This is a genomic window from Enterobacter genomosp. S (genome assembly GCF_001631805.1).
GTDB classification, from domain to species: domain Bacteria; phylum Pseudomonadota; class Gammaproteobacteria; order Enterobacterales; family Enterobacteriaceae; genus Enterobacter; species Enterobacter quasihormaechei.
Map to the genome: position 1 here is coordinate 270,964 of NZ_LVVA01000022.1, position 22,214 is coordinate 293,177.

The 22,214-nt window shown below is 59.6% G+C and carries 22 protein-coding genes; 1 reads left to right on the plus strand and 21 read right to left on the minus strand.

What is annotated here, in order from left to right:
- Positions 1-37: 37 nt before the first annotated feature.
- The 7 genes from A3466_RS19640 to tkt form a co-directional block, all read right to left on the minus strand.
- Positions 38-769 carry an oxidative stress defense protein gene (locus A3466_RS19640; RefSeq protein WP_063452003.1) on the minus strand — a complete coding sequence of 244 codons (732 nt, stop codon included), beginning with the start codon at positions 767-769 and terminating at the stop codon, positions 38-40.
- A 93-nt stretch (positions 770-862) separates the two neighbouring features.
- Positions 863-1,498, minus strand: a complete 636-nt coding sequence (gene argO / locus A3466_RS19645) for an arginine exporter ArgO (RefSeq protein ID WP_063452004.1) — start codon at positions 1,496-1,498, stop codon at positions 863-865.
- 144 nt (positions 1,499-1,642) lie between these two features.
- On the minus strand, positions 1,643-2,497 hold the full coding sequence (gene mscS / locus A3466_RS19650) for a small-conductance mechanosensitive channel MscS (RefSeq protein ID WP_063452005.1): 855 nt from the start codon (positions 2,495-2,497) through the stop codon (positions 1,643-1,645).
- Between the two features lie 186 nt (positions 2,498-2,683).
- Entirely contained in the window at positions 2,684-3,763 is a 1,080-nt protein-coding gene (fbaA, locus tag A3466_RS19655; RefSeq protein WP_063452006.1) for a class II fructose-bisphosphate aldolase, read from the minus strand.
- Positions 3,764-3,855: 92 nt separating this feature from the next.
- Entirely contained in the window at positions 3,856-5,019 is a 1,164-nt protein-coding gene (gene pgk, locus A3466_RS19660; RefSeq protein ID WP_028014337.1) for a phosphoglycerate kinase, read from the minus strand.
- A 49-nt stretch (positions 5,020-5,068) separates the two neighbouring features.
- A complete protein-coding gene (gene epd / locus A3466_RS19665) occupies positions 5,069-6,088 on the minus strand; it encodes an erythrose-4-phosphate dehydrogenase (RefSeq protein ID WP_063452007.1) in 1,020 nt (339 codons plus the stop codon).
- 325 nt (positions 6,089-6,413) lie between these two features.
- Positions 6,414-8,405, minus strand: a complete 1,992-nt coding sequence (gene tkt, locus A3466_RS19670; protein ID WP_063452008.1) for a transketolase — start codon at positions 8,403-8,405, stop codon at positions 6,414-6,416.
- Between the two features lie 272 nt (positions 8,406-8,677).
- Here tkt and A3466_RS19675 point away from each other — a divergent pair, with 272 nt between their 5' ends.
- The gene (locus tag A3466_RS19675) at positions 8,678-9,436 is read left to right on the plus strand and encodes a M48 family metallopeptidase (protein ID WP_003860073.1); all 759 of its coding nucleotides are present in this window, start codon (positions 8,678-8,680) and stop codon (positions 9,434-9,436) included.
- Between the two features lie 48 nt (positions 9,437-9,484).
- On the opposite strand, the gene A3466_RS19680 is transcribed toward A3466_RS19675, so the two are convergent.
- From A3466_RS19680 to A3466_RS19745, 14 genes are all read right to left on the minus strand, one after another.
- Positions 9,485-11,125 (minus strand): thiamine pyrophosphate-binding protein, encoded by a 1,641-nt coding sequence (locus tag A3466_RS19680; protein WP_063452009.1) that lies wholly within the window; start codon positions 11,123-11,125, stop codon positions 9,485-9,487.
- 13 nt (positions 11,126-11,138) lie between these two features.
- On the minus strand, positions 11,139-12,608 hold the full coding sequence (locus A3466_RS19685) for an aldehyde dehydrogenase (RefSeq protein ID WP_063452010.1): 1,470 nt from the start codon (positions 12,606-12,608) through the stop codon (positions 11,139-11,141).
- A 9-nt stretch (positions 12,609-12,617) separates the two neighbouring features.
- Positions 12,618-13,388, minus strand: coding sequence for an aspartate dehydrogenase (locus tag A3466_RS19690; protein WP_063452011.1), 771 nt, complete (start codon positions 13,386-13,388; stop codon positions 12,618-12,620).
- Between the two features lie 9 nt (positions 13,389-13,397).
- Positions 13,398-14,192, minus strand: a complete 795-nt coding sequence (locus A3466_RS19695) for an SDR family oxidoreductase (protein WP_063452012.1) — start codon at positions 14,190-14,192, stop codon at positions 13,398-13,400.
- Positions 14,176-14,946 carry an alpha/beta fold hydrolase gene (locus A3466_RS19700; RefSeq protein WP_063452013.1) on the minus strand — a complete coding sequence of 257 codons (771 nt, stop codon included), beginning with the start codon at positions 14,944-14,946 and terminating at the stop codon, positions 14,176-14,178. Before A3466_RS19700 ends, A3466_RS19695 begins: the two co-directional genes overlap by 17 nt.
- Before the next feature lie 9 nt (positions 14,947-14,955).
- Positions 14,956-15,486 (minus strand): cupin domain-containing protein, encoded by a 531-nt coding sequence (locus tag A3466_RS19705; RefSeq protein WP_063452014.1) that lies wholly within the window; start codon positions 15,484-15,486, stop codon positions 14,956-14,958.
- 10 nt (positions 15,487-15,496) lie between these two features.
- Positions 15,497-16,753 carry an MFS transporter gene (locus tag A3466_RS19710; RefSeq protein WP_063452015.1) on the minus strand — a complete coding sequence of 419 codons (1,257 nt, stop codon included), beginning with the start codon at positions 16,751-16,753 and terminating at the stop codon, positions 15,497-15,499.
- A 25-nt stretch (positions 16,754-16,778) separates the two neighbouring features.
- Entirely contained in the window at positions 16,779-17,966 is a 1,188-nt protein-coding gene (locus A3466_RS19715; protein WP_063452016.1) for an NAD(P)/FAD-dependent oxidoreductase, read from the minus strand.
- Positions 17,963-18,889 (minus strand): VOC family protein, encoded by a 927-nt coding sequence (locus A3466_RS19720; protein WP_063452017.1) that lies wholly within the window; start codon positions 18,887-18,889, stop codon positions 17,963-17,965. Before A3466_RS19720 ends, A3466_RS19715 begins: the two co-directional genes overlap by 4 nt.
- Before the next feature lie 78 nt (positions 18,890-18,967).
- Positions 18,968-19,756 carry an IclR family transcriptional regulator gene (locus tag A3466_RS19725; protein WP_063452018.1) on the minus strand — a complete coding sequence of 263 codons (789 nt, stop codon included), beginning with the start codon at positions 19,754-19,756 and terminating at the stop codon, positions 18,968-18,970.
- 12 nt (positions 19,757-19,768) lie between these two features.
- A complete protein-coding gene (locus A3466_RS19730; RefSeq protein ID WP_003860050.1) occupies positions 19,769-20,518 on the minus strand; it encodes an SDR family oxidoreductase in 750 nt (249 codons plus the stop codon).
- A complete protein-coding gene (locus A3466_RS19735) occupies positions 20,518-21,540 on the minus strand; it encodes an aromatic ring-hydroxylating oxygenase subunit alpha (RefSeq protein ID WP_063452019.1) in 1,023 nt (340 codons plus the stop codon). The genes A3466_RS19730 and A3466_RS19735 overlap by 1 nt, the downstream gene beginning before the upstream one ends.
- 10 nt (positions 21,541-21,550) lie before the next feature.
- Positions 21,551-21,859, minus strand: a complete 309-nt coding sequence (locus tag A3466_RS19740) for a recombinase-like helix-turn-helix domain-containing protein (RefSeq protein ID WP_028014353.1) — start codon at positions 21,857-21,859, stop codon at positions 21,551-21,553.
- Positions 21,856-22,179, minus strand: a complete 324-nt coding sequence (locus tag A3466_RS19745) for a Rieske (2Fe-2S) protein (protein WP_003860044.1) — start codon at positions 22,177-22,179, stop codon at positions 21,856-21,858. The genes A3466_RS19740 and A3466_RS19745 overlap by 4 nt, the downstream gene beginning before the upstream one ends.
- Positions 22,180-22,214: the final 35 nt, after the last annotated feature.

Below are 22,214 nucleotides of genomic sequence, written 5' to 3' on the forward strand. Positions count from 1 at the left end.
AAGCCGGGTGGCGGCTACGCCTTACCCGGCCTATTGATTATTGTGCAGGTTTCGGCTGTGCTGCAACGGGTTCCAGCTGGAACACCACATCAACCTGATCGTCGAACTGAATGGTTGGCTGCTCGTAGGTTTCCTGAGCAGAAACCGGCGCGGCGTCTGCCTTCATCATCCGCACCATCGGGCTTGGCTGGTAGTTAGAGACGTGGTAACGCACGCTGTAAACCGGGCCGAGCTTGGTCTTGAAGCCAGATGCCAGCTGTTCCGCCTGATGAATGGCATCATTAATTGCCGCTTTACGCGCTTCGTCTTTATATTTCTCCGGTTGCGCAACGCCCAGCGAGACGGAACGAATTTCGTTCAGGCCTGCCTTCAGCGCACCATCCAGCAGCGAGTTGAGCTTATCGAGCTGGCGCAACGTCACTTCCACAGTACGCACGGCGCGATAGCCTTTCAGGATGCTTTTACCGTTCTGATAGTCGTAATCCGGTTGAGTACGCAGGTTCGCAGAGCTGATATCTTTTTTCGCGATACCGCTCTGTTCCAGGAAAGAGAGGTATTGCGCAACACGATCGTCTGCCTGTTTCTTGGCGGAAGCCGCATCCTTCGCCGCGACGTTCACTTCAATTGCCAGGGTTGCAACATCCGGAACCGCATCCACGCTTGCGGTGCCTGAAGTGACAATGTGCGGGCCGTTTGGCAGTTCATTCGCCTGCACCGACACCGAACCTAAACTTACTAATGCCGCCAGGGCCATCACCTTAAACTTCACTGTCATTCCTCCATGTTGCGAAGAGCGCCCTATCAACAGGGCTCATGCCAGCAAGCTTAGCGGCTCCTGCTCAGATGTCCATAAGACAAACGCTTAGTTGAACAATCCCTGTACATGATGAATGCCCTCTTTCGCCAGCTGGAAGGCAATAAACCACATCACCAGCCCCACCAGCGTGTTAATAATGCGCTGCGCTTTGGCGGTACGCAGTCTTGGCGCCAGCCACGCCGCCAGGATCGCAAGACCGAAGAACCAGAGGAAAGAGGCGCTGACCGTGCCGAGCGCAAACCAGCGTTTCGGCTCAACGTCCAGCTGTCCGCCCAGGCTGCCCAGCACTACGAAGGTGTCGAGGTAGACATGCGGATTTAGCCAGGTGACCGCCAGCATGGTGACGATAATCTTCCAGCGGCCCTGCTTCATCATTTCGGCGCTTGCCAGCTCAATGTTGCTGCTCATCGCCGTTTTCAGGGCACCCAACCCGTACCACAGCAGAAACGCTACGCCGCCCCAGGTGACCAGCGCCAGCAGCCACGGCGACTGCATCAGCAGCGCGCTGCCGCCAAAAATTCCGGCGCAAATCAGCAGCAGATCGCTCACCGCGCACAGCAGTGCAATCATAAGGTGGTACTGGCGGCGGATGCCCTGGTTCATCACGAACGCATTTTGCGGGCCGAGGGGGAGGATCATGGCCGCACCTAGGGCAAGCCCTTGAAAATAATAAGATAGCATGATGACTTTCTCGCAGTGTTGTTCTGGAGGCTGACTATACTGCGTGAATTACATTAGCGGAAATGGATAATATTAATTGGGTATTAGCGGAGCTTATAAAAGTAAAGCCCGGTGGCGCTAGCGCTTACCGGGCCTACGGTGACGTTATTCTGCTTCTTTAACTTTTTTGACGTTTACGTCCATCTGCGGGTACGGGAAGCTGATGCCGTTGGCATCGAAATCGCGCTTGATGCGCTCCAGCACGTCCCAGTAAACGTTTTGCAGATCGCTGCTTTTGCTCCAGATGCGTACCACAAAATTAATGGATGACGCGCCCAGCTCGTTCAGACGAACGGTCTGCTCGCGGTCCTTCAGAATGCGGTCGTCAGAATCAATGATGTTAGCGATCAGCGATTTCACCTGGTCGATATCAGAATCGTACGCCACGCTGATGATCAGCTCGTTACGACGCACCGGCTCGCGGGAAAAGTTAATGATATTGCCCGCAATGATTTTCCCGTTCGGTACCACCACAATACGACCGTCGACGGTACGCAGGGTGGTAGAGAAAATCTGTACCTGCAACACGGTACCGGCGATGCCGCCTAAATCTACATATTCACCGGAACGGAACGGACGGAAGGTCACCAGCAGTACGCCCGCCGCCAGGTTTGAAAGCGAACCCTGCAATGCCAGACCAATGGCCAGACCGGCAGCACCGAGTACGGCGATGACGGATGCCGTCTGCACGCCTACGCGCCCCAGCGCGGCAATCAGCGTAAAGGCGATGATGCCGTAGCGCACCAGCGCGGAGAGGAAATCGGCGACCGTGGCGTCAATGTGTCGAGAGACCATCACCCGGTTGACAGCGTTCGAGACGATACGCGCCACGATCATCCCGACGATGATAATGGCAATAGCGGCAACAATATTCACGGCGTAGCTCAGCAGTAGCGCCTGGTTACGCACCAGCCAGTTACCCGCGTTATTGATGCTGTCTACAACATCAAGTTGTTCCATTTATTCTTCCTTTTGCTAAACCAAAACACAAAATCTATCCCTTGAGGGGACAGGCAGGTCAGTAAAGGGTAAACAAAAAGCGCAGGTATTGCCAAGCAGATCACAAAAACAGGTATTGCAGGATATTGAAAAAACATAAAAAAAGGCCCGCGTTTGCGGGCCTTCTGATGCTGTTAGCGGGTCAAATTACAGAACGTCGATCGCGTTCAGTTCTTTGAATGCCTGCTCCAGACGCGTCACCATGGACGTCTGCGCAGCGCGCAGCCATACGCGTGGATCGTAGTATTTCTTGTTCGGCTGGTCTTCGCCTTTCGGGTTGCCCAGCTGGCCTTGCAGGTAAGCTTCGTTGGTTTTGTAGTATTGCAGGATACCGTCCCAGGTTGCCCATTGGGTGTCAGTATCGATGTTCATTTTCACTACGCCGTAGCTTACGGAATCTTTGATTTCCTGAGCAGAAGAACCGGAACCGCCGTGGAAGACGAAGTTCAGGCTGTTGTGCGGCAGGTTGTGTTTCCTGGAAACGTATTCCTGAGAATCGCGCAGGATGGTCGGGGTCAGAACCACGTTACCTGGCTTATAAACGCCGTGCACGTTACCGAAGGACGCCGCGATGGTGAAGCGCGGGCTGATTTTGCTCAGCTCGGTGTAAGCGTAATCAACGTCTTCTGGCTGGGTGTACAGGGCAGAAGCGTCCATGTGGCTGTTGTCCACGCCGTCTTCTTCACCGCCGGTGCAGCCCAGTTCGATTTCCAGGGTCATGCCCATTTTGGACATACGCGCCAGGTACTTAGAGCAGATCTCGATGTTTTCTTCCAGAGACTCTTCGGACAGGTCGATCATGTGAGAAGAGAACAGTGGCTTACCGGTTGCCGCGAAGTGTTTTTCACCTGCGTCCAGCAGACCGTCGATCCACGGCAGCAGTTTCTTCGCGCAGTGGTCAGTGTGCAGGATAACTGGAACACCGTAGTGCTCAGCCATCTGGTGAACGTGGTGCGCACCAGAGATAGCGCCCAGGATAGCAGCACCCTGAGGAACGTCAGTTTTCACGCCTTTACCCGCGATGAAGGCAGCGCCGCCGTTGGAGAACTGAACGATAACCGGTGCTTTAACTTTTGCAGCAGTTTCCAGTACGGCGTTGATGGAGTCGGTACCTACGCAGTTAACTGCTGGCAGAGCGAAGTTGTTTTCTTTAGCTACCTGGAACACTTTCTGTACGTCATCACCAGTGATAACGCCAGGTTTTACGAAATCAAAAATTTTAGACATGTTGCTTAGTCCTGTATCTTCGGCCGTTAGAAAAGGTGCGAGCTCTGATAAGCGCGCTGAAAATTGGGCAGGTTTCCCTGCCCCTGAATGGCTTACTTCTTAGCGCGCTCTTCGAGCATTGCTACTGCTGGCAGTACTTTGCCTTCCACGAATTCGAGGAATGCGCCGCCACCAGTGGAGATGTAGGAGATCTTGTCAGCGATACCGAACAGGTCGATAGCTGCCAGGGTGTCACCACCGCCTGCGATAGAGAACGCTTCGCTGTCTGCGATAGCGTTAGCAACGATTTCAGTCCCTTTGCGGAAGTTCGGGAATTCGAACACGCCGACTGGACCGTTCCACAGGATAGTTTTTGCGTTTTTCAGGATTTCAGCCAGTTTCTGTGCAGAAACGTCGCCCAGATCCAGAATCTGCTCTTCATCTTTGATGTCGTTAACAGATTTCAGGGTCGCGGTAGCGGTTTCGGAGAACTCGGTTGCCACGCGAACGTCAGTTGGAACCGGGATATCGCAGGTGCCCAGCAGGCGTTTGGCTTCGTCAACCAGGTCTGCTTCGTACAGGGATTTACCCACGTTGTGGCCCTGAGCGGCAACGAAGGTGTTCGCGATACCACCGCCAACGATCAGCTGGTCAGCGATTTTGGACAGGGAGTCCAGTACGGTCAGTTTGGTAGACACTTTAGAACCACCAACGATAGCAACCATTGGACGAGCAGGTTCTTTCAGTGCTTTACCCAGTGCTTCCAGTTCGTCAGCCAGCAGCGGACCTGCACACGCAACGTCTGCAAATTTACCGATACCGTGGGTAGATGCCTGCGCACGGTGAGCCGTACCGAATGCATCCATCACGAACACGTCGCACAGTGCAGCGTATTTTTTGGACAGGGTTTCGTCGTCTTTCTTTTCGCCTTTGTTGAAGCGAACGTTTTCCAGAACAACCAGCTCACCTTCGGCAACGTCTACGCCGTCCAGGTAATCTTTTACCAGGCGAACCGGGTTGGACAGTTTGTCTTTCAGGTAATTAACAACCGGCAGCAGAGAGAACTCTTCGTTGTACTCGCCTTCAGTTGGACGGCCCAGGTGGGAGGTGACCATCACTTTAGCGCCCTGCTTCAGAGCCAGTTCAATGGTTGGCAGAGATGCACGGATACGCGCGTCGCTGGTCACTTTGCCATCTTTAACCGGTACGTTCAGATCGGCACGGATGAAAACGCGTTTACCTGCCAGATCCAGATCGGTCATCTTAATTACAGACATGGTGAATCCTCTCGTTGATTCTTAAAGTTTTGCAAGCGCAAGGTGCGCTCTACCTGAAACCTTTTGCGGCCATGGCTAACGTGGTGTCGAGCATTCGGTTAGCAAAGCCCCATTCGTTATCACACCAGACCAGCGTCTTGATAAGGTGCGCACCACTGACTCGCGTCTGCGTGCCATCCACGATGGCGCTGTGCGGGTCGTGGTTAAAATCTACTGAGACCAACGGTAATTCCGTATAGTCAACTATACCATGAAATGCTCCCTGTGCCGCTTTTTGCAGCAACAGGTTGACTTCACAGGCTTTTACCGGTTTTTTTACCGTCACGCTAAGATCGATTGCGGTGACGTTTATCGTCGGAACACGCACGGCAATCGCTTCGAAACGGTCATTAAACTGCGGGAAAATACGGGTGATCCCCGCAGCCAGTTTCGTATCCACCGGAATAATGGACTGGCTCGCCGCGCGAGTGCGTCGTAAATCCGGATGATAGGCGTCGATAACCTGCTGATCGTGCATGGCGGAGTGAATCGTGGTCACGGTGCCGGATTCAATGCCGTACGCATCGTCTAACAGTTTAATGACCGGAATTATGCAGTTGGTGGTGCAGGAGGCGTTGGAGACAATACGGTGTTCAGCGTGCAGCTCGTGCTGGTTGACGCCAAACACGACGGTGGCGTCGAGGTCGTGACTGCCGGGATGGGAGAACAGGACTTTTTTCGCACCGGCCTTCAGATGCGCTTCGCCATGTTCGCGGTTACCGTACACGCCGGTACAGTCCAGAACCACATCCACACCCAGTTCGCGCCAGGGCAGCCCTTCAATACTGTTCTCATGCAGCACGCGGATCGCATCGTCACCGACGAATAGCTGTTCCCTTTCCTGGCGAACGTCCCAGGCAAAGCGGCCGTGGCTGGTGTCATATTTCAATAAATGCGCCATGCCCGCAGCATCCGCCAGTTCATTGATTGCCACCACGGTGATTTCCGCACGACGCCCGGATTCATATAATGCACGAACCACGTTGCGCCCGATGCGACCGAAGCCATTAATCGCTACGCGTACGGTCATAAATCTCCTGCAAAGCTATCCCTGAGTTTGAGGTGGCTGAAAGAGTAATCCAGCGACGCCCGAAGGGGAATCCTTGCTGTCACAAACTGCGATTGATTGGTTAATTGTCGAACATTTAATCGACTGAAACGCTTCAGCAAGAATAAGCGAATCGCGGAATAAAAGGAATGGTTGTCCAGATGAATAAGCGAGCTATATGACTTGCGTCACATTTCTGGTGGAATAATGCCTACAAAAAAGCCGGGTGATGCTTACGCGTACCCGGCCTACGTTTTGTGCCATTTGTAGGCCCGGTAAGCGTAAGCGCCACCGGGCAAAACAGCAATTACAGCAGTTCTTTCGCCTTCGCGACAACGTTCTCAACGGTGAAGCCGAACTCTTCGAACAGCTGTTCTGCCGGAGCAGACTCACCGAAGGTGGTCATACCGACGATAGCGCCGTTCAGGCCCACGTATTTGAACCAGTAGTCAGCGATACCCGCTTCCACCGCCACGCGAGCGGAAACCGCTTTAGGCAGTACGGATTCACGGTAAGCGGCATCCTGCTTGTCGAACGTATCGGTAGACGGCATAGAAACCACGCGCGCCTTCACGCCTTCGGCAGTGAGTTTTTCCCATGCTGCTACAGCCAGTTCAACTTCAGAACCGGTCGCGATGAAGATCAGCTCAGGCTGACCTGCGCAATCTTTCAGCACGTAGCCACCGCGGGCGATGTTTGCCAGCTGCTCAGGGGAACGCTCCTGCTGCGCCAGGTTCTGACGGGAGAGGATCAGCGCGGTCGGGCCGTCCTGACGTTCAACGCCGTATTTCCACGCCACCGCAGATTCAACCTGGTCACATGGACGCCATGTGCTCATGTTCGGGGTCACGCGCAGGGAAGCTACCTGCTCTACCGGCTGGTGAGTTGGACCATCTTCGCCCAGACCAATGGAGTCGTGGGTATAGACCATCACCTGACGCTGTTTCATCAGCGCTGCCATACGCACGGCGTTACGTGCATATTCCACGAACATCAGGAAGGTAGAGGTGTACGGCAGGAAACCACCGTGCAGAGCGATACCGTTCGCGATAGCGGTCATACCGAATTCACGTACACCGTAATGGATGTAGTTACCGGCAGCATCTTCGTTGATTGGCTTGGATCCAGACCACAGGGTCAGGTTAGATGGCGCCAGGTCAGCGGAACCGCCGAGGAATTCTGGAAGCCATGGACCAAACGCTTCGATCGCATTCTGAGACGCTTTACGGCTGGCGATTTTAGACGGGTTCGCCTGCAATTTCGCAATGAATTCGTTCGCTTTCGCGTCGAAGTCAGACGGCATGTCGCCTTTCATACGACGGGTGAACTCGGCTGCTTCCTGCGGGAAGGCTTTTGCGTAAGCCGCAAACTTCTCGTTCCAGGCCGCTTCTTTCGCCTGGCCCACTTCTTTCGCATCCCACTGAGCATAGATCTCAGACGGGATTTCGAAGGCAGGGTGTTTCCAGCCAAGCGCTTCACGGGTCAGTGCGATTTCCGCGTCGCCCAGCGGTGCGCCGTGGGAGTCATGGGTGCCCGCTTTGTTCGGAGAGCCGAAGCCGATGATGGTTTTGCACATCAGCAGGGACGGTTTGTCGGTCACGGCGCGCGCTTCTTCTACTGCACGTTTAATCGAGTCAGCATCGTGGCCATCAACGCCACGCACAACGTGCCAGCCGTAGGCTTCGAAACGTGCAGCAGTGTCGTCAGTGAACCAGCCTTCAACGTGACCGTCGATGGAGATACCGTTGTCGTCGTAGAACGCAACCAGTTTACCCAGTTTCAGGGTACCTGCCAGGGAGCACACTTCGTGAGAAATGCCTTCCATCATGCAGCCGTCACCCAGGAACGCGTAGGTGAAGTGGTCAACGATGTCGTGGCCAGGACGGTTGAACTGTGCCGCCAGGGTCTTCTCAGCAATAGCCATACCCACTGCGTTCGCAATGCCCTGACCCAGCGGGCCGGTGGTGGTTTCAACGCCTGCGGTGTAGCCCACTTCCGGGTGACCTGGAGTTTTAGAGTGCAGCTGACGGAAGTTTTTCAGCTCTTCGATTGGCAGATCGTAGCCGGTGAGGTGCAGCAGGCTGTAGATCAGCATAGAGCCATGGCCGTTAGACAGCACGAAACGGTCGCGGTCTGCCCATGCCGGATTCTGTGGGTTGTGGTTAAGGAAATCACGCCACAGGACTTCGGCGATGTCAGCCATGCCCATTGGGGCACCCGGGTGGCCGGATTTGGCTTTCTGTACTGCGTCCATGCTCAGCGCACGAATAGCATTAGCAAGCTCTTTACGTGAGGACATTTTAACTCCAGATCGGACTGTTAAAGGCCATGCCCTTGACGACAGCGCGTTTTGGGCTACGCCGGAAAAAAGTGCCAACAATGTAACCCAAGCCGCAGGGCATGTACATGGACCATTCTTTTGCAGCTTAAGAAATCTCTGGATCATGCTCGCATGTTGCGCAATCTGCTCGCCCGCCCCTGTAGATATTCCTTATACTTAGCCCGACACCGGCTTCCTTGACGGTGCATTTTTCAGAATTAATTCAGATTAACGAGTACGGAAGCGACATCATGAAAATGCGTGCAATTGGGCTGGCTGTGGGAACAACGCTCCTGCTAAGCGGCTGTCAGAATATGGATTCTAACGGCCTGATGACCTCAGGCGCAGAAGCTTTTCAGGCCTACTCTCTGAGCGATGCGCAGGTCAAAGCGCTGAGCGACGAGGCCTGTAAGGATATGGATGGAAAAGCTACGCTTGCCCCGGCAAACAGCACCTACACGCAGCGTCTAAACAAGATTGCTTCCGCGCTGGGCGACAACATTAATGGCCAGCCGGTGAACTACAAGGTGTACATGGCGAAAGACGTGAACGCCTTCGCGATGGCCAACGGCTGTATCCGCGTTTACAGCGGCCTGATGGACATGATGACCGACAACGAAGTGGAAGCGGTGATCGGCCATGAAATGGGCCACGTAGCACTGGGCCACGTGAAGAAAGGGATGCAGGTTGCGCTGGGCACCAACGCCGTGCGCGCCGCGGCAGCCTCTGCGGGCGGTATTGTCGGCAGCCTGTCTCAATCCCAGCTTGGCGACGTGGGCGAGAAACTGGTGAACTCGCAATTCTCCCAGCGTCAGGAGTCTGAAGCGGATGACTACTCTTACGATCTGTTGCGCAAACGCGGCATCAATCCATCGGGTTTAGCCACCAGCTTCGAAAAATTGGCGAAGCTGGAAGAAGGCCGTCAGAGCTCCATGTTTGACGACCACCCGGCCTCCGTTGAACGCGCGCAGCATATCCGCGACCGCATGGCGGCTGACGGTATTAAATAACGGCACATCTGCCCGGTGCGCGCTGCGCCGCCGGGCAACAAGACCAAATCAGTACAGCGTTTTCTGCGGCGGCCCGGCAAACTTCAGGGCGCCTATCTGCTCCATCCGCACTTCCACCACCGACGGCCCCGGCATAGCCAGCGCCTCCGTCATGACCGCATCAAAGTCCTCGGCCCGCTCAACGCGCCAGGCCTGTAAGCCAATCGCCTGCGCCAGCAGGGTAAAGTCCGGCGTGTGCAATTCGTTGTAATACTGTCGCCCACCGAAATACTTATCCTGAATGCCGCGCATGACGCCGTAGCCCCCGTCGTTCATGATCAGCAGCGTCACGTTGGCTTTCTCCTGCGCCAGCGTCGCCAGCTCGCCTAAATTCAGGCTCAGGCCGCCGTCGCCCACCAGCCCCACGACTTTACGCTGCGGATTGGCAATGGCGGTACCGATGGCCATCGGCAGCCCCATGCCAATCGCCCCGGCCAGAGAGTGAATGTTCATCAACGGGCCGTTAGCCCTGAACAGGCGGCTGCCCCACAGGCTGCCGGACACGGTGATATCGCGCACCAGCAGGCCGTCCTTCGGCAGGGCTTTTTCTATGGCGTCGTTGAGCTTCGCATAGGCGCCGCACTGCTCGCGCAGGCCCTGTTCAGCCTGCAACACCGCCTGCTGCACCTGCGCGTCCCACAGGGCGTTGCCCCACTCGCGGCCCTGCGCTTTTTCAGCCAGCGCGCCAAGCAGCGCTGAACAGTCGGCTATCAGCGTATTATCCATCAGGTAGTTACGGCTCGCCGCCGCCGGGTCGATATCTATCTGCACACGCGGAGACGGCAACTCCAGCGTCCAGGAGCGGGTTTCGTTGCTGCGCAGGCGAGAACCGGCCACCAGCGTAAAATCACATTGCGCAATCAGCGCCTCAACCGACGGCGAGTTGTGGAACGCGCGCAGGCTGGCACGATGGCCGTCCGGCAGCACGCCGCGCGCGTGGGTGCTGGAGATCACCGTTACGCCCGCATCCGCCAGTTTTTTCACCGCGTCAGCGCTTCCCAGCGCCCCGCCGCCCAGCCACAGCAGCGGCTGTTTAACCTGCTTAAGCTGCGCCCACAGCGTATCGACAGCGCTCGCATCTACGCTCACACCCGGAGCCGGTTTCACCGGTGTGGTCACCAGAGACAGAGGAATTTTAGCCCCCTGAATATCAATCGGGATTTCTACGGAGACCGGTCCGCACGGCGGGGCCTGCGCCTCCTGAATCGCTTTATGCAGGATGGCTATCGCCTGGCTGGCATTGCTGATGCGGTACGCCCGTTTTGAACTGGCCTTCAGGAAGGTCAGCTGGTCGCGGGTTTCATGGATAAACCCGGTGTCAGCGTCCAGCCAGGCCTTTTCAACCTGTCCGGTTAAATGCAGCAGCGGCGTGCAGGCGTTCATCGCCTCCACCAGCGCGCCTACCCCGTTCCCCGCCCCCGCGCCGGTGCTGGTCAGCGCCACGCCGAGACCGGAAAACCGCCCGTGGGCGTCGGCCATGGTGACGGAACCTGCTTCGCCGCGCGCGGGCACAAAGCGGATTTTGCCCCGCTGCCCTACCGCATCCGCGATCGGCAGGTTGTGAATGGAGATGACGCCGTAGATGGCCTCTACCTGATACTGCTCCAGCGTTCTGGCGATGGCGTCGCCGACGGTTATCATTTCGCTCATTGCTCACCCTTTCTCAGTCGCACCAGTGGTTGACGCTGTTACCCGTCGCCAGATAAATGCTCTTTTGCTGCATCCAGGCTTTCAGCCCCTGAATGCCCTTTTCGCGGCCCAGACCGCTCTCTTTAAAGCCCCCGAACGGGGTCGAAATCGCAAAAACTTTGTAGGTGTTGATCCACACCGTACCGGCCTCCAGCTGCTCGCTCAGGCGCAGCGCCCGCCCGGTGTCGCGGGTCCAGATCCCTGCCGCCAGGCCGTAGACCGAGTCGTTCGCCTCGCGGATCAACGCCGCTTCATCGCCAAACGGCATCGCCACCAGCACCGGGCCGAAAATTTCCTCCTGGCAGGCGCGGGCGCCGTTCGACAGCCCTTCAATAATGGTCGGCTGGAAGAAGCTGCCGTTTGCGAGCGCCGGATCTGCCGGGATCTCCCCGCCGCACAGCACCCGGCCCCCCTCGCGCTTCGCCAGCTCGACGTATTCCTGCACGCTCTGGCGATGTTTCTCATTGATCAGCGGCCCAACGTGAACGCCGTCGGTGAAGGGGTGCCCAACGCGCAGCCCGCGAGTTAATTCCAGCAGCCGCGCCATCAGCGGCGCGTACAGGCTTTCGTGGATAAACAGCCGGGACCCGGCGATGCACGCCTGCCCTGCTGAGCTGAAAATGCCGTAGCAGATCCCGCGCGCGGCCTGCTCAACGTCGGCATCCTCCAGCACGATGGTCGGGGATTTACCGCCCAGCTCCAGCGACGCCGGGATCAGCTTTTCCGCGGCCACGTGCGCCAGATGGCGGCCCGTATTGGTGCCGCCGGTAAAGGAAATTTTTCGCACGCGGGGATGGCGCGCCAGCGCGTCGCCAATCACCGAGCCTTTGCCCGGCAGCACGCTCAGCAGCCCGGCGGGCAGCCCGGCCTGTTCAAAAATGCGCGCCAGCTCAAGCGCCATCAGCGGCGTGGCTTCGGCAGGCTTGAGGATCACCGCGTTCCCGGCGGCGATGGCCGGGGCGACCTTCTGCATCTCGCTGGCAATGGGCGAGTTCCACGGCGTGATGGCCGCCACCACGCCGAGCGGCTCATAGCGGCTTAGCGTCAGCAGATCCGGCTGGCGCGGCGTGGGCAACTCCCCTTCCAGCAGCTCGCAGGCGGCGGCGAAGTAGCGGGCCGTTCCCGCCGCGCTCATCACCAGCCCGCGCGCCTCCGCCAGCGGCTTGCCGTTATCCCGGCTCTGCATCTGCGCCAGCTCGTCAGCGCGGGACTCAATCAGATCCGCCACCTTGTGCAGGATCTTCGCCCGCACGTGCGGCAGGCTGTTGCGCCAGGCGGGATCGCGCCACGCGCGCTCGCCGGCCTCGATCGCGTCGTGCAGATCGTCAAGGTTTGCCGCGTTCAGCGTCGCATTGATCGACCCGTCAGCCGGGAAGTGGCTCTGCATCGGGTTGCCACCGCCGCGTCGCCACTGGCCGCCGATAAAAATATTCAGATCGTCCATCGTCACTCCTCAGCTCAGGGCCAGCTCGCGGCAGGCGCGCACCGCGCTGAGTGCCGCCAGGGTGGAGGTTTTAGGGTTAGACGCCAGCGGCAGCCCGCTCAGCTCCAGATGGAATTCGCCAAACAGCCCTTCTACGTGCAGCGTGTGGGTGTTACGTTTCGTTGCCGGGTCAACCATCAGCTGCACGCGGGTTTCATCCATCCCGACGCCGCCGAGCGCCACGGTCGCCGCCACGTTGGCATTCGCCGGAAACAGCCGCGCCGCCTCGCGGGCGCTCCCTTCGAAGAAGACTTTCGCTTCTGACACTGCGTTAAGGTCGATAAGCTGCTCGGCATAGCTGCCGCGCCAGCTGGCCGGGCTTTTACGCGACTGATAGGTGACGCGCTCAAGCCCGCCCTCCTTCGCCGCCGCCAGCCCGTCGATGCCCGCCACCGCCCCGGAAAGCAGCGTCAGTTTTCCGCCCGCCGCGAGCAGGCGCTGCTCCAGCGCGCTGTCCGCCAGCGCGCCGGTAGAAATGACCGCCAGATGCCAGCCGCGACGCAGAATCGCTTCACCGTACTGCGCCACCGCCTGCTGGCTGGCGCACTCCAGCACCAGATCGGGCGTTTCCGTGCAGTCCATCGGCGAGCCCAGCGCCACCGCCGTATCGCTAAACCGTTCCGCGATCGCCGCGTGGTGAGACTCGCGCGCGACGATCCAGCCGATCGTCACCCCGGCAGGCAGGCGTTCGATCACCGCCTGCGCCATCGCGCCGTAACCAATTAACATGACCTTTTTCATGATGCGTCCTTACAGATGACGGCAAAAGCCGCCGGAAACGTCCAGCGCCGCGCCGGTGGTAAACGAGGCAAGCGGCGAGGCGAGAAACAGCAGCGCCTGCGCGGGCTCCTGCGGCTTGCCGAGGCGCGCCATCGGAATGCCGCGCTTGCGCGCGATCTCCGCCGTCCAATCCGGCCAGCTCTGGCTTTTATCCGCCCGGCTTTCAAAGCGGCGCTGCCACTGGCCGGACTCGACCATACCGAGCAGTATGGAATTGACGCGAATGCCTTTGCCTACCAGCTCTTTCGAGAGCGTCAGCGTCATGTTCAGCAGCGCGGCGCGGGCTGCCGACGTGGCGATCATGTGCTCTTCCGGCTGAAGCGCCAGCAGGGAGTTCACGCAGGTGATGGAGGCGATATCGGACCGTTCCAGCAGCGGCTGAAACGCCTGTACCGGGTTAATGACGCCAAACAGTTTAAGTTCGGCTTCGTGCAGCCACGCCTCGCGCGGCGTGTCGCTGAAGTGCGCCACGTAGCCCTGACCGGCGTTGTTGATCAGCATATCCGCCGCGCCAAAGCGCGCCTGCACCGCATCCGCGAAGGCCTGCACCTCGTCGGCATTCAGCACGTCGCAGCGGTAAGAGAAAATCTCCCCGTCGGGATAGTCGTTTTGCAGCGTCGCATGGGCGCTGGCGAGCCGATCCAGATCGCGACCGCAGAAGGCAACTTTCGCCCCTTCGCCCAGCAGCAGGCGCAGCGTTTCAAAGCCAATGCCGGACGAACCGCCGGTAACGACCGCTACGCGGCCGTCAATGTGTGCATTCATCGCGCACCTCTTCGTTAATGCGTAAAAGCTGTTGGTTAAAAAACGCGTCGTTATCGAGATAGCTCGCGTGTCCGGCCTGCGGAATGGCGGTAAACGGCATGCCGTAGCGCAGCGCCAGCCCCTGCACCAGCTCGGGCTGCGTTATCGCGTCCTGCTCGCCGCACCAGACTTCAAATTGACCGGCGTAACGCTTAAGCCAGCCGTGAACGTCGTCGTGCGCCAGCATCCACGCGGCGGCAAGGTAGCCCTCGGAACGCAGCCCGCGCATGCCCGCCGCAACGGTGGCGATATCTTCCGCGCGCGCACCGGGACGCAGCAGCGTCGCGGCGCGGGTCTGGGCGAGGATGTCGCCGCCGAGCGCCATCTGCTGCTCGCGATTACGCCAGACCTGCTCCCGCTGCGCCGGCGCGGCATTACCGTAGCCCTGCGCGGCGTCCGCCAGCACCAGATGAATGACGCGTTCAGGGAACTTCGCCGCAAACGCGCTGGCCACCAGCGCCCCCAGGGAATGGCCCACCAGTACCGCCTGCCAGACGCCTGCGCGGTCGAGCATCGCCGCCAGCGCGTCGGCGTAATCTCCGGCGTTCGCCCGCTCAACCGCCAGCATCGGGCTTTCGCCGTAACCGGGCATGTCCCACGCCAGCACGCGAAAACCGTTCAGCGCCATCTGCTTGTGCCAGGACGCAGCGCCAGAGCTGATCCCGTGCAGCAGCATCAGCGGGATGCCGCTTCCCTGTTCACGAAAACCCGTCATGTCGCCCCCTTAGTTCCGCTTCACTTTTGAGAGCGGATGATCGGAGGGGTAGGTCGGGATTTCCGGCTTGTTGGTTCCCAGCATGACGCACATCAGCGCCTCTTCTTCCCCGTGGTTAAACAGCCCGCGATAGACGCCCGGCGGGACGGAGATCAGGTCACGCTCGCGCAGCACGGTTTCGGTGTAGTTGTCGCCGTCCTGGATCATCAGCGTGATCTGCCCTTTGAGCATGAAGAACACCTCCTCCACGTCATCGTGCAGGTGCAGCGGCCCTTCGCACTTCGACGGCAGCACCATGGTGGAGAAGGTAAAATGGTCCGCCTGCACGGTATTGGTGTCGTTCGCCACGCCGGTTGCGCCGGTGCCGATGTAGCGCATCTGCGCCCGGCGGTATTTCGGGTCAAAATCGGCCTGGAACTTCAGCGCGTTCCAGTCGTATTTACGGCCTTCGAAGCGCGCGATGCGCGACTCGACCCACTCTTCCATCGTCAGGTGGTCAGGTTTGATGCCTGTTTTATTGGTTACGGTTGAATCAGTCATGACACTCTCCTCAGTAACGTCTCAGCAGCGGCAGTAACAGGACGCAGCCCACCGCCGCCATCACCGCCAGAAAAATCAGCCCGGAATCCATGCTGTGGGTGAAGGCGATAAGCGCGCCCATCACCGCCGGCGACAGCGCGCCCGCAAAGTTTCCCAGCCCGTTGAAAATCCCCCCCGCCGTGGCGCTCACCCGGGGATGGGTAGCCTTCGCCAGCAGGGCGAAAATGTTGGGGGCGCCGGTGCCCCACATAAAGGTGCTGAAGCTCATCGCCGCGATGATGGCAAGCGGGGTATCAAGGTGCATCACCGCCGCCAGCCCGACGGCCGCCCCCGCCATCGAGATAAAGCAGGCCGCCGCACGCTTATCGACCCGGTCAGAGAGCCACGCGCCAATCACCTCTCCCGCCAGCATGGCGATGAACGGCATCGACGACAGCCAGCCCGCGTGCTCCAGATGAATGCCTTTGCCCTTGATTAAGTAGCCAGGCAGCCAGCCATTGATGCCCCACAGGTAGGTCAGGAACGCGATGTTAAAGATGCAGATGATCCAGAAGTGCGGGCTGACAAACAGCTCGCGCCGCGCCGCGCGCCGCTCGTCCCGGGACGCCTGCGAGGTGCCGGGTTTTGCTTCCAGACGGATCCCGCGCAGGCCGATGCGCACAAAGATAAGCACCGGCACGGTCAGCATTGCCATGACAAAGAAGGTGCTCTGCCAGCCGAAGGTGTTCAGCAGCCAGAGGGAGAGCGGGAAGCCAATCGCCGCCCCTACCGGCGTGCCCAGCAGCCACAGCATGGTGGCGCGCGCCTGTAAATGCTGCGGGAAGTTGTGGCGCACGATGGCGAAAGCCAGCGGGAACAGCGGCCCTTCCGCCACGCCAAGCAGGATGCGCAGGACGATCATCAGCGTGTAGTTATGGGTAAAACCCATCGCCACCATCAGCACGCACCAGATCGCCATCATCCCGGTGAGCAGGCGCAGCGGCGCGATTTTGTCGCCTAAACCGCTCAAAAATACCGACGAAAAGCCGTAGCTCAGCAGGAAGGCGCTCATCAGAATGCCGAGGCGCGTGGTGTCAAAATCGATGCCCATCGCCTGCTGGAAATGGCCGTCGGAAAAGAGCGCCGCGATGCTGATTTTGTCGAAAAAGGCCAGCAGCACGCAGGCCAGCAGCGACAGCGGGATGGCCCAGCGCACCGCTTTTTCAGGCGTGCGGGTTCCCTCACCGCTCGCCTCGACGGGCGCGGTGTTGGTCTCTAATGTGGTCATGTCTCCCCCTACGGGTGCGGGTTAGCTATCGCAGTGACATCAGTGAAAAAGTCGGGTCGGCGAGCGGTACGTCCGACAGGTCCCGTCCCGCCGCCATCCAGCGCTTCGCCAGCTTGACGGTGCGCGCATCGTTGAACGCCACCAGCTGCGTTAGCCGACCGTTGTCGTCCAGCGAGAAGTACAGCGCCTCTTCACGCACTATCGTTCGGCTGCCCGGCTGCGGAATGCCGAGGATCTGAATGTTGTGCTGATATTGATCCGACCACAGCCACGGCGCGTCGTCGTAGCCTGGCGCATCGGGGTTAAGCATGGCTTTCGCCGTCGCCACCGCCTGATTCTGCGCGAAGGCCCAGGACTGGATGCACAGGCCGTAGTGATGGTGCTGCGCCACGTCGCCTGCGGCAAAGATGAACGGATCGGACGTGCGTCCCTGGGCGTCCACCACGATCCCCCGCTCGGTGCGAAGTCCCGCATCGCGCGCCAGCTCAAGATTGAGATCGACACCGATCCCCACCACGACCGCGTCAAAGGTTTCGCGCTGGCCGTCGCAGTGGATGACCGGCAGGCCGTTATCGTCCTCCAGCTCCAGCGCGCCGCAGCCGGTACGGATCTCCACCCCCTGCTCGCGGTGGATGACCTCTAAGCGCTGCGACACCTCGCCGCTCACCGAGCGCATGCACAGCGCGGGCTGCTGCTCAAACAGCGTGACCGCCACACCGCTTTTGCGCGCGGAAGCGGCAATCTCAAGGCCGATCCAGCCGCCGCCGACAATCGCCAGTTTTTTACTTTCCGCCAGACGCGCCTTCAGGCGCTGCGCGTCCTGCCAGTGGCGTAAAGTGTAGACCTGCGGGTGCGCCGCCCAAGCCTGCGAAGGCAGGCGCGCCCGCCCGCCGGTGGCCATAAAAAGGATGTTGTAACTAAGACATTTGCCGTTGTTCAAACACACGGTTTTCGCTTCACGATCGACTGATTCAGCACGCAGCGGGCGGTACCAGGTCAGGTTCAGCGCCTGCTGTGCTTCTTCGCTAAACAGCCGCGGGAGCGCCGCGTCCGGCTCCAGCAGAGACGCTTTCGACAGCGGCGGACGTTCGTAGAAATCCCACTCCTCTTCCGCCACCACGCAAATCTCGCCGTCGAAGCCCTCGTCGCGCAGGGTTTTCGCCGCCCAGCCACCCGCCTGACCGCCACCGATAATGACAATGCGCGACGTCATACCGCCTCCGGCTTTTTCTGCTGGCGACGCGTGTCGTGGTCAATCCCGCCTTCTACCGCCCATTCGGTAAAGGAGACCAGGGAGTGCTCCAGCTCGCGCGGCTGCCAGTTTTCCGTCAGATAGTCGTCGTTGGTGTAATACTCAAACGCGCCGCCGGTCGGGCTATTGACGTACCAGAAATAGGCCGACGACACCGGATGGCGGCCCGGCCCGATAAAGGTGCTCCATTCATTTTTATTCATCGCGATACCGCCGCCGATCACCTCGTGGATGTCGCGCACGGTGAAGGCCACGTGGTTGAGGCCGCGCTTGCGGTTCGGCAGTTGCAGCAGGAACAGGTTGTGATGTCCGCCGCGCGCCCCGCAGCGCAGGAACACGGCGCGGTTGATGTAGCGGTCCGAAACCTGGAAGCCGAGCACCTCGCGGTAGAATTTTTCCACCGCCGCCAGCTCTTCTACAAAGAACACCACGTGCCCGACGTTGATCGGCTGCGCGCGATCGTAAACCGGGCTCGGCGTGTCGATACGGCGGGCGTCGCCCCACTGGTTGATCGGCTCAACGTTCAGCTCCACGTCGGTCTGCTGGCTGACCTGCACGCGCAGGGTCATGCCGTTAGGATCGAGGCATTCCAGCGCGTCGCCCACTTCGCGAAAGCCGGGCTGCTGCGCAAGCTTCGGGCGCAGCGCGTCGAGATCGGACTGTGTGGCAACCGCCCAGGTCATGCGGCGCAGGGTGTTGCCCGCTTCAAACGCCGGCGGCAGGTCGGGGCTGTCGATGGGGTTCAGCTCCACGCGCGCGCCGCTCAGGGTGGTAAAACGCTGGCCGCTGGCATCGCCCGTCAGGCCAAAATCACGCATAAATTTGGCGCAGTGCGTCAGGTCTTCCACGCCAAATTCCAGCTTTTCAATTCCGGTTACACTCATCGTTCGTTGCCTCATCTGGCCCAAATTGGGCGTAAAACATGCCCGACGCAGTCAAGCGCCTGACGTTAACTCATTGATTTAGCTGGCCTGTGACAAATAGCCTAAGAAGCCAGAAATTTTATCCGCCGCGAGGCGAACCTCGTTTTGCAGCCGCTCGCGGTCGGTCTGCGGGATCTCCTCCGACGGCACCAGAATGCTGACCACCGCCGCCACGCGTCCGCTTCGGTCATACACCGGGTAGACGATGGAGGAGATGCCGTGGCGGAAGAAGGATTCGCCGATGACAAACCCGCGGGCTTTGTCCTGTTGCACCATCTGCCACAGGGCCTCGCGGTCGTGAAGCTGCTCCGGCGTGTTGCCCGGCAGGCGCTCGTGCGGGAACAACTGTTCGAAATCGGCGCGGGAAATATCGGTCAGCAGCATGCGGCCCAGCGAGGTGCAGTGCACCGGCAGGCGGGTGCCAATGCTGACCTGGTTGATGCGCGACCCGGCGGCGCTGACGCGGGCGATGTAGATAATGTCGCGCCCGTCGCGGATCGCCAGATGGCTGCTGCACTGGCTGACGTCGCGCAGCTGCTCGATCACCGGCTGGCCGACCTGCGCCACGTCCAGCGAGGCGATGTACTCAAAGCCGAGACGCAGCACGTTCATGCCCAGCGAAAAGGTATTGGTGCGCGCGTTCCGCTCCAGAAAGCCCATGTACTCCAGCGTCTGCACCACGCGATAGGCGGTCGCCTTCGGCATATCCACCAGCCGGTGCAGCTCGGCAAAGGTCAGATCGCGATGCTGCTCGCCAAAAGCCAACAGCAGCTGTAAACCGCGCTCCAGCCCCGGCACCAGATACTTCACTTCCTGATCGTTTGCCATAATCGCCACACCTTAGTTAAAGACAAAACCGCCGTTGACCGGGATCAGCTGCCCGGTGATAAACCGCGACAGATCGCTTAACAGCCAGACTACGCTGCCGGTGACGTCTTCCGGCTGCTGCGCGCCGGTTAACGCGCGGCCATTCTCATAGAGCTGGTGGCGCTCTGCCGGAACATATTCGGTTGCCTCGACGCGGGTTAACCCCGGCGCGATGGCATTAATGCGTATACGCTTTTCACCCAGTTCGCGTGCCATTGAGCGGGTCATGGCAATCACAGCGCCCTTACTGGCGACGTAGGCCATCAGGCGCGGCGCGCCCCACAGCGCGGTGTCGGACGCAACGTTCACGATACCCGCGCCCTCGCGCAGCAGCGGCACCGCGGCGCGCGTCACCAGCCAGGTGCCTTTGACGTTGACGCTCATCACCCGATCCCAGAGATCCGGATCGTAATCGAGCATATTTTTGCCGCCGACGCCCGTCGCCATCGCCGCATTGTTCACCAGGCCATCAATCTGACCCTGCTCGCCAATCGCGCTGAACACCTGCTCAATGGACTGTGGATCGGCCAGATCGATAACGTGCGGTTCGATCGCATAGCCCCGCTCGCTCAGGGCGTGGGCGCTCTCGGCCAGTTCGCCCTTGAGGATGTCGCACATCACCACCGCAGCGCCCTGCTCCGCGCAGGCTTTGGCAAAGTGAAAGCCCAGCCCGCGCGCGGCGCCGGTTATGACGATGCGTTTGCCGCTCAGCAGCCCGTTCATCAGGCGGCTCCCTGCTGTTCTTCGCGCATCGCCAGCTGCTCTTTGGCGGCCTTTTGCATCATGCGGCGCAGGCGCGAGAGGCCGACGTCGTGCTGATACAGGTATTCATGGTCGCGGGCGTTTGGCGCCAGGCTTTCCAGCACCACGCGGTCCTGCTCCAGCACTTCCCAGTGCAGTTTTTCCAGACGGTTGCGGTACATGAAGCGCCACATGTCGCGCTGCCAGCCCTGCACCCGGCGAATGCGCCAGAAGAAGACGCGGCAGTTGTCGTTATCTTCCGGCACCACCATGCCGACGATAAAGAAGTGGCCGCCCGGCCCGAAACGCTTCTTGTACGGAATGGAGAGGCGCATCCAGCAGGTGCCGCTGTTGCCTAGCTCTACCCAGTCAAAGTTGACGCCGCTCTGCCCTCTCTTCTCGAAGATAAAGCCGGTTTTGGTCGGCTGGAGCACCATGTCGGCCTTGCGATCCCCTTCCGCCATTGAGTGCGACGAGGAGTGCAGATAGGTGCCGTGCATCGGATCCATCACGTTTTCCAGCGCGTACTGGTAATTGCATTTCCACGCGGCGGTGCAGAGGAAGTTGCTGAAGCTGTCCGTATCGGCGAGCTCGTCCGGGAAGGTCAGCTCGTCCGGCTGCTGGTCTGCGGTGACGCCAAACCACAGAAAGATTGCGCCGTGCGCCTCCTGCACGTTGTAGCTGCGCACGCACTGCTGGCCGACCAGCGGGCATTTGTCCACGGCGGGCACGTCTTTCACCTCGCCGTTGCCCGCGACCTCCACGCCGTGATACCAGCAGGCAATGCGGTCGCCAAGGTTCCAGCCCATCGACAGGCGTGCGCCGCGGTGCGGACAGCGGTCCTCCAGCGCCTGCACCTGGCCGTCTTTGTTGCGCCAGACCACAATCTGTTCGCCCAGGCGGGTAATGCCCACAGGCGCAGACTGCACCTCCCAGCTCGCCAGCACCGGATACCAGAGGCCGCGCAGACCTTTATCGAGATAGTGTTGTACGGTCGTCGTCATCGCGTTGCCCTCAGTAGCCGTTAACCTGTAAGAATGCCTGGAAGCTGGCCTCGCTCCACGGCTCACCCTGCTGGTCGTGCATGCGCACCGCGTTCAGCCCGTTCACCAGCTCCGGTAAGGTTTCAACCCCCTGCTCGAAGAGATCTTCCAGCGTGGCGATAAGGTTCACTTCCCAGCTTTCCGGCTCGCGGCTGCGGGTCTGCCAGATCAGGTTCTGGTAATCACCCGGCTTATGGATCGCACCGTTACCGCCCTCAGCCGGTGGGGCAAACTGACGGCTTTCCGGCAGCGCCGGGTTGTAATTCAGGGTGTCGCTCATGCCACGGTCTCCTCGACGAAGGTAATCTGAATCTGGTTTTCAAAAACCCGAACCGGGTAGCGGTTAAGGTTGCGTCCGCCGGGGCCGTGCAGGCACTGGCCGGTTTTGACGTCGAAGACCGCCTCGTGCAGCGGGCATTCCACTTTGCCGTCTTCCACGAAGCCCTGGCTCAGCAGGGCATAGGCGTGGGGGCATACGTCTTCCAGCGCGTAATATTCACCGTCAATCAAATACACGCCGATCTCTTTACCGTCGACATTCCCGCTAAAAGGGAAATCTTCCTGTACTTGTTCTGCGTCACATACGCCTATCCAGCTCATCACGATCCTCCAGGCTTTTGTTTCATATATGAAAC

Bases quoted from the DNA above. Each gene is read 5' to 3' on its own strand.
- argO (WP_063452004.1), bottom strand. From the start codon at position 1,498: ATGCTATCTTATTATTTTCAAGGGCTTGCCCTAGGTGCGGCCATGATC.
- mscS (WP_063452005.1), bottom strand. From the start codon at position 2,497: ATGGAACAACTTGATGTTGTAGACAGCATCAATAACGCGGGTAACTGG.
- fbaA (WP_063452006.1), bottom strand. From the start codon at position 3,763: ATGTCTAAAATTTTTGATTTCGTAAAACCTGGCGTTATCACTGGTGAT.
- pgk (WP_028014337.1), bottom strand. From the start codon at position 5,019: ATGTCTGTAATTAAGATGACCGATCTGGATCTGGCAGGTAAACGCGTT.
- epd (WP_063452007.1), bottom strand. From the start codon at position 6,088: ATGACCGTACGCGTAGCGATTAATGGCTTCGGTCGCATCGGGCGCAAC.
- tkt (WP_063452008.1), bottom strand. From the start codon at position 8,405: ATGTCCTCACGTAAAGAGCTTGCTAATGCTATTCGTGCGCTGAGCATG.
- A3466_RS19675 (WP_003860073.1), top strand. From the start codon at position 8,678: ATGAAAATGCGTGCAATTGGGCTGGCTGTGGGAACAACGCTCCTGCTA.
- A3466_RS19680 (WP_063452009.1), bottom strand. From the start codon at position 11,125: ATGAGCGAAATGATAACCGTCGGCGACGCCATCGCCAGAACGCTGGAG.
- A3466_RS19685 (WP_063452010.1), bottom strand. From the start codon at position 12,608: ATGGACGATCTGAATATTTTTATCGGCGGCCAGTGGCGACGCGGCGGT.
- A3466_RS19690 (WP_063452011.1), bottom strand. From the start codon at position 13,388: ATGAAAAAGGTCATGTTAATTGGTTACGGCGCGATGGCGCAGGCGGTG.
- A3466_RS19695 (WP_063452012.1), bottom strand. From the start codon at position 14,192: ATGAATGCACACATTGACGGCCGCGTAGCGGTCGTTACCGGCGGTTCG.
- A3466_RS19700 (WP_063452013.1), bottom strand. From the start codon at position 14,946: ATGACGGGTTTTCGTGAACAGGGAAGCGGCATCCCGCTGATGCTGCTG.
- A3466_RS19705 (WP_063452014.1), bottom strand. From the start codon at position 15,486: ATGACTGATTCAACCGTAACCAATAAAACAGGCATCAAACCTGACCAC.
- A3466_RS19710 (WP_063452015.1), bottom strand. From the start codon at position 16,753: ATGACCACATTAGAGACCAACACCGCGCCCGTCGAGGCGAGCGGTGAG.
- A3466_RS19715 (WP_063452016.1), bottom strand. From the start codon at position 17,966: ATGACGTCGCGCATTGTCATTATCGGTGGCGGTCAGGCGGGTGGCTGG.
- A3466_RS19720 (WP_063452017.1), bottom strand. From the start codon at position 18,889: ATGAGTGTAACCGGAATTGAAAAGCTGGAATTTGGCGTGGAAGACCTG.
- A3466_RS19725 (WP_063452018.1), bottom strand. From the start codon at position 19,756: ATGGCAAACGATCAGGAAGTGAAGTATCTGGTGCCGGGGCTGGAGCGC.
- A3466_RS19730 (WP_003860050.1), bottom strand. From the start codon at position 20,518: ATGAACGGGCTGCTGAGCGGCAAACGCATCGTCATAACCGGCGCCGCG.
- A3466_RS19735 (WP_063452019.1), bottom strand. From the start codon at position 21,540: ATGACGACGACCGTACAACACTATCTCGATAAAGGTCTGCGCGGCCTC.
- A3466_RS19740 (WP_028014353.1), bottom strand. From the start codon at position 21,859: ATGAGCGACACCCTGAATTACAACCCGGCGCTGCCGGAAAGCCGTCAG.
- A3466_RS19745 (WP_003860044.1), bottom strand. From the start codon at position 22,179: ATGAGCTGGATAGGCGTATGTGACGCAGAACAAGTACAGGAAGATTTC.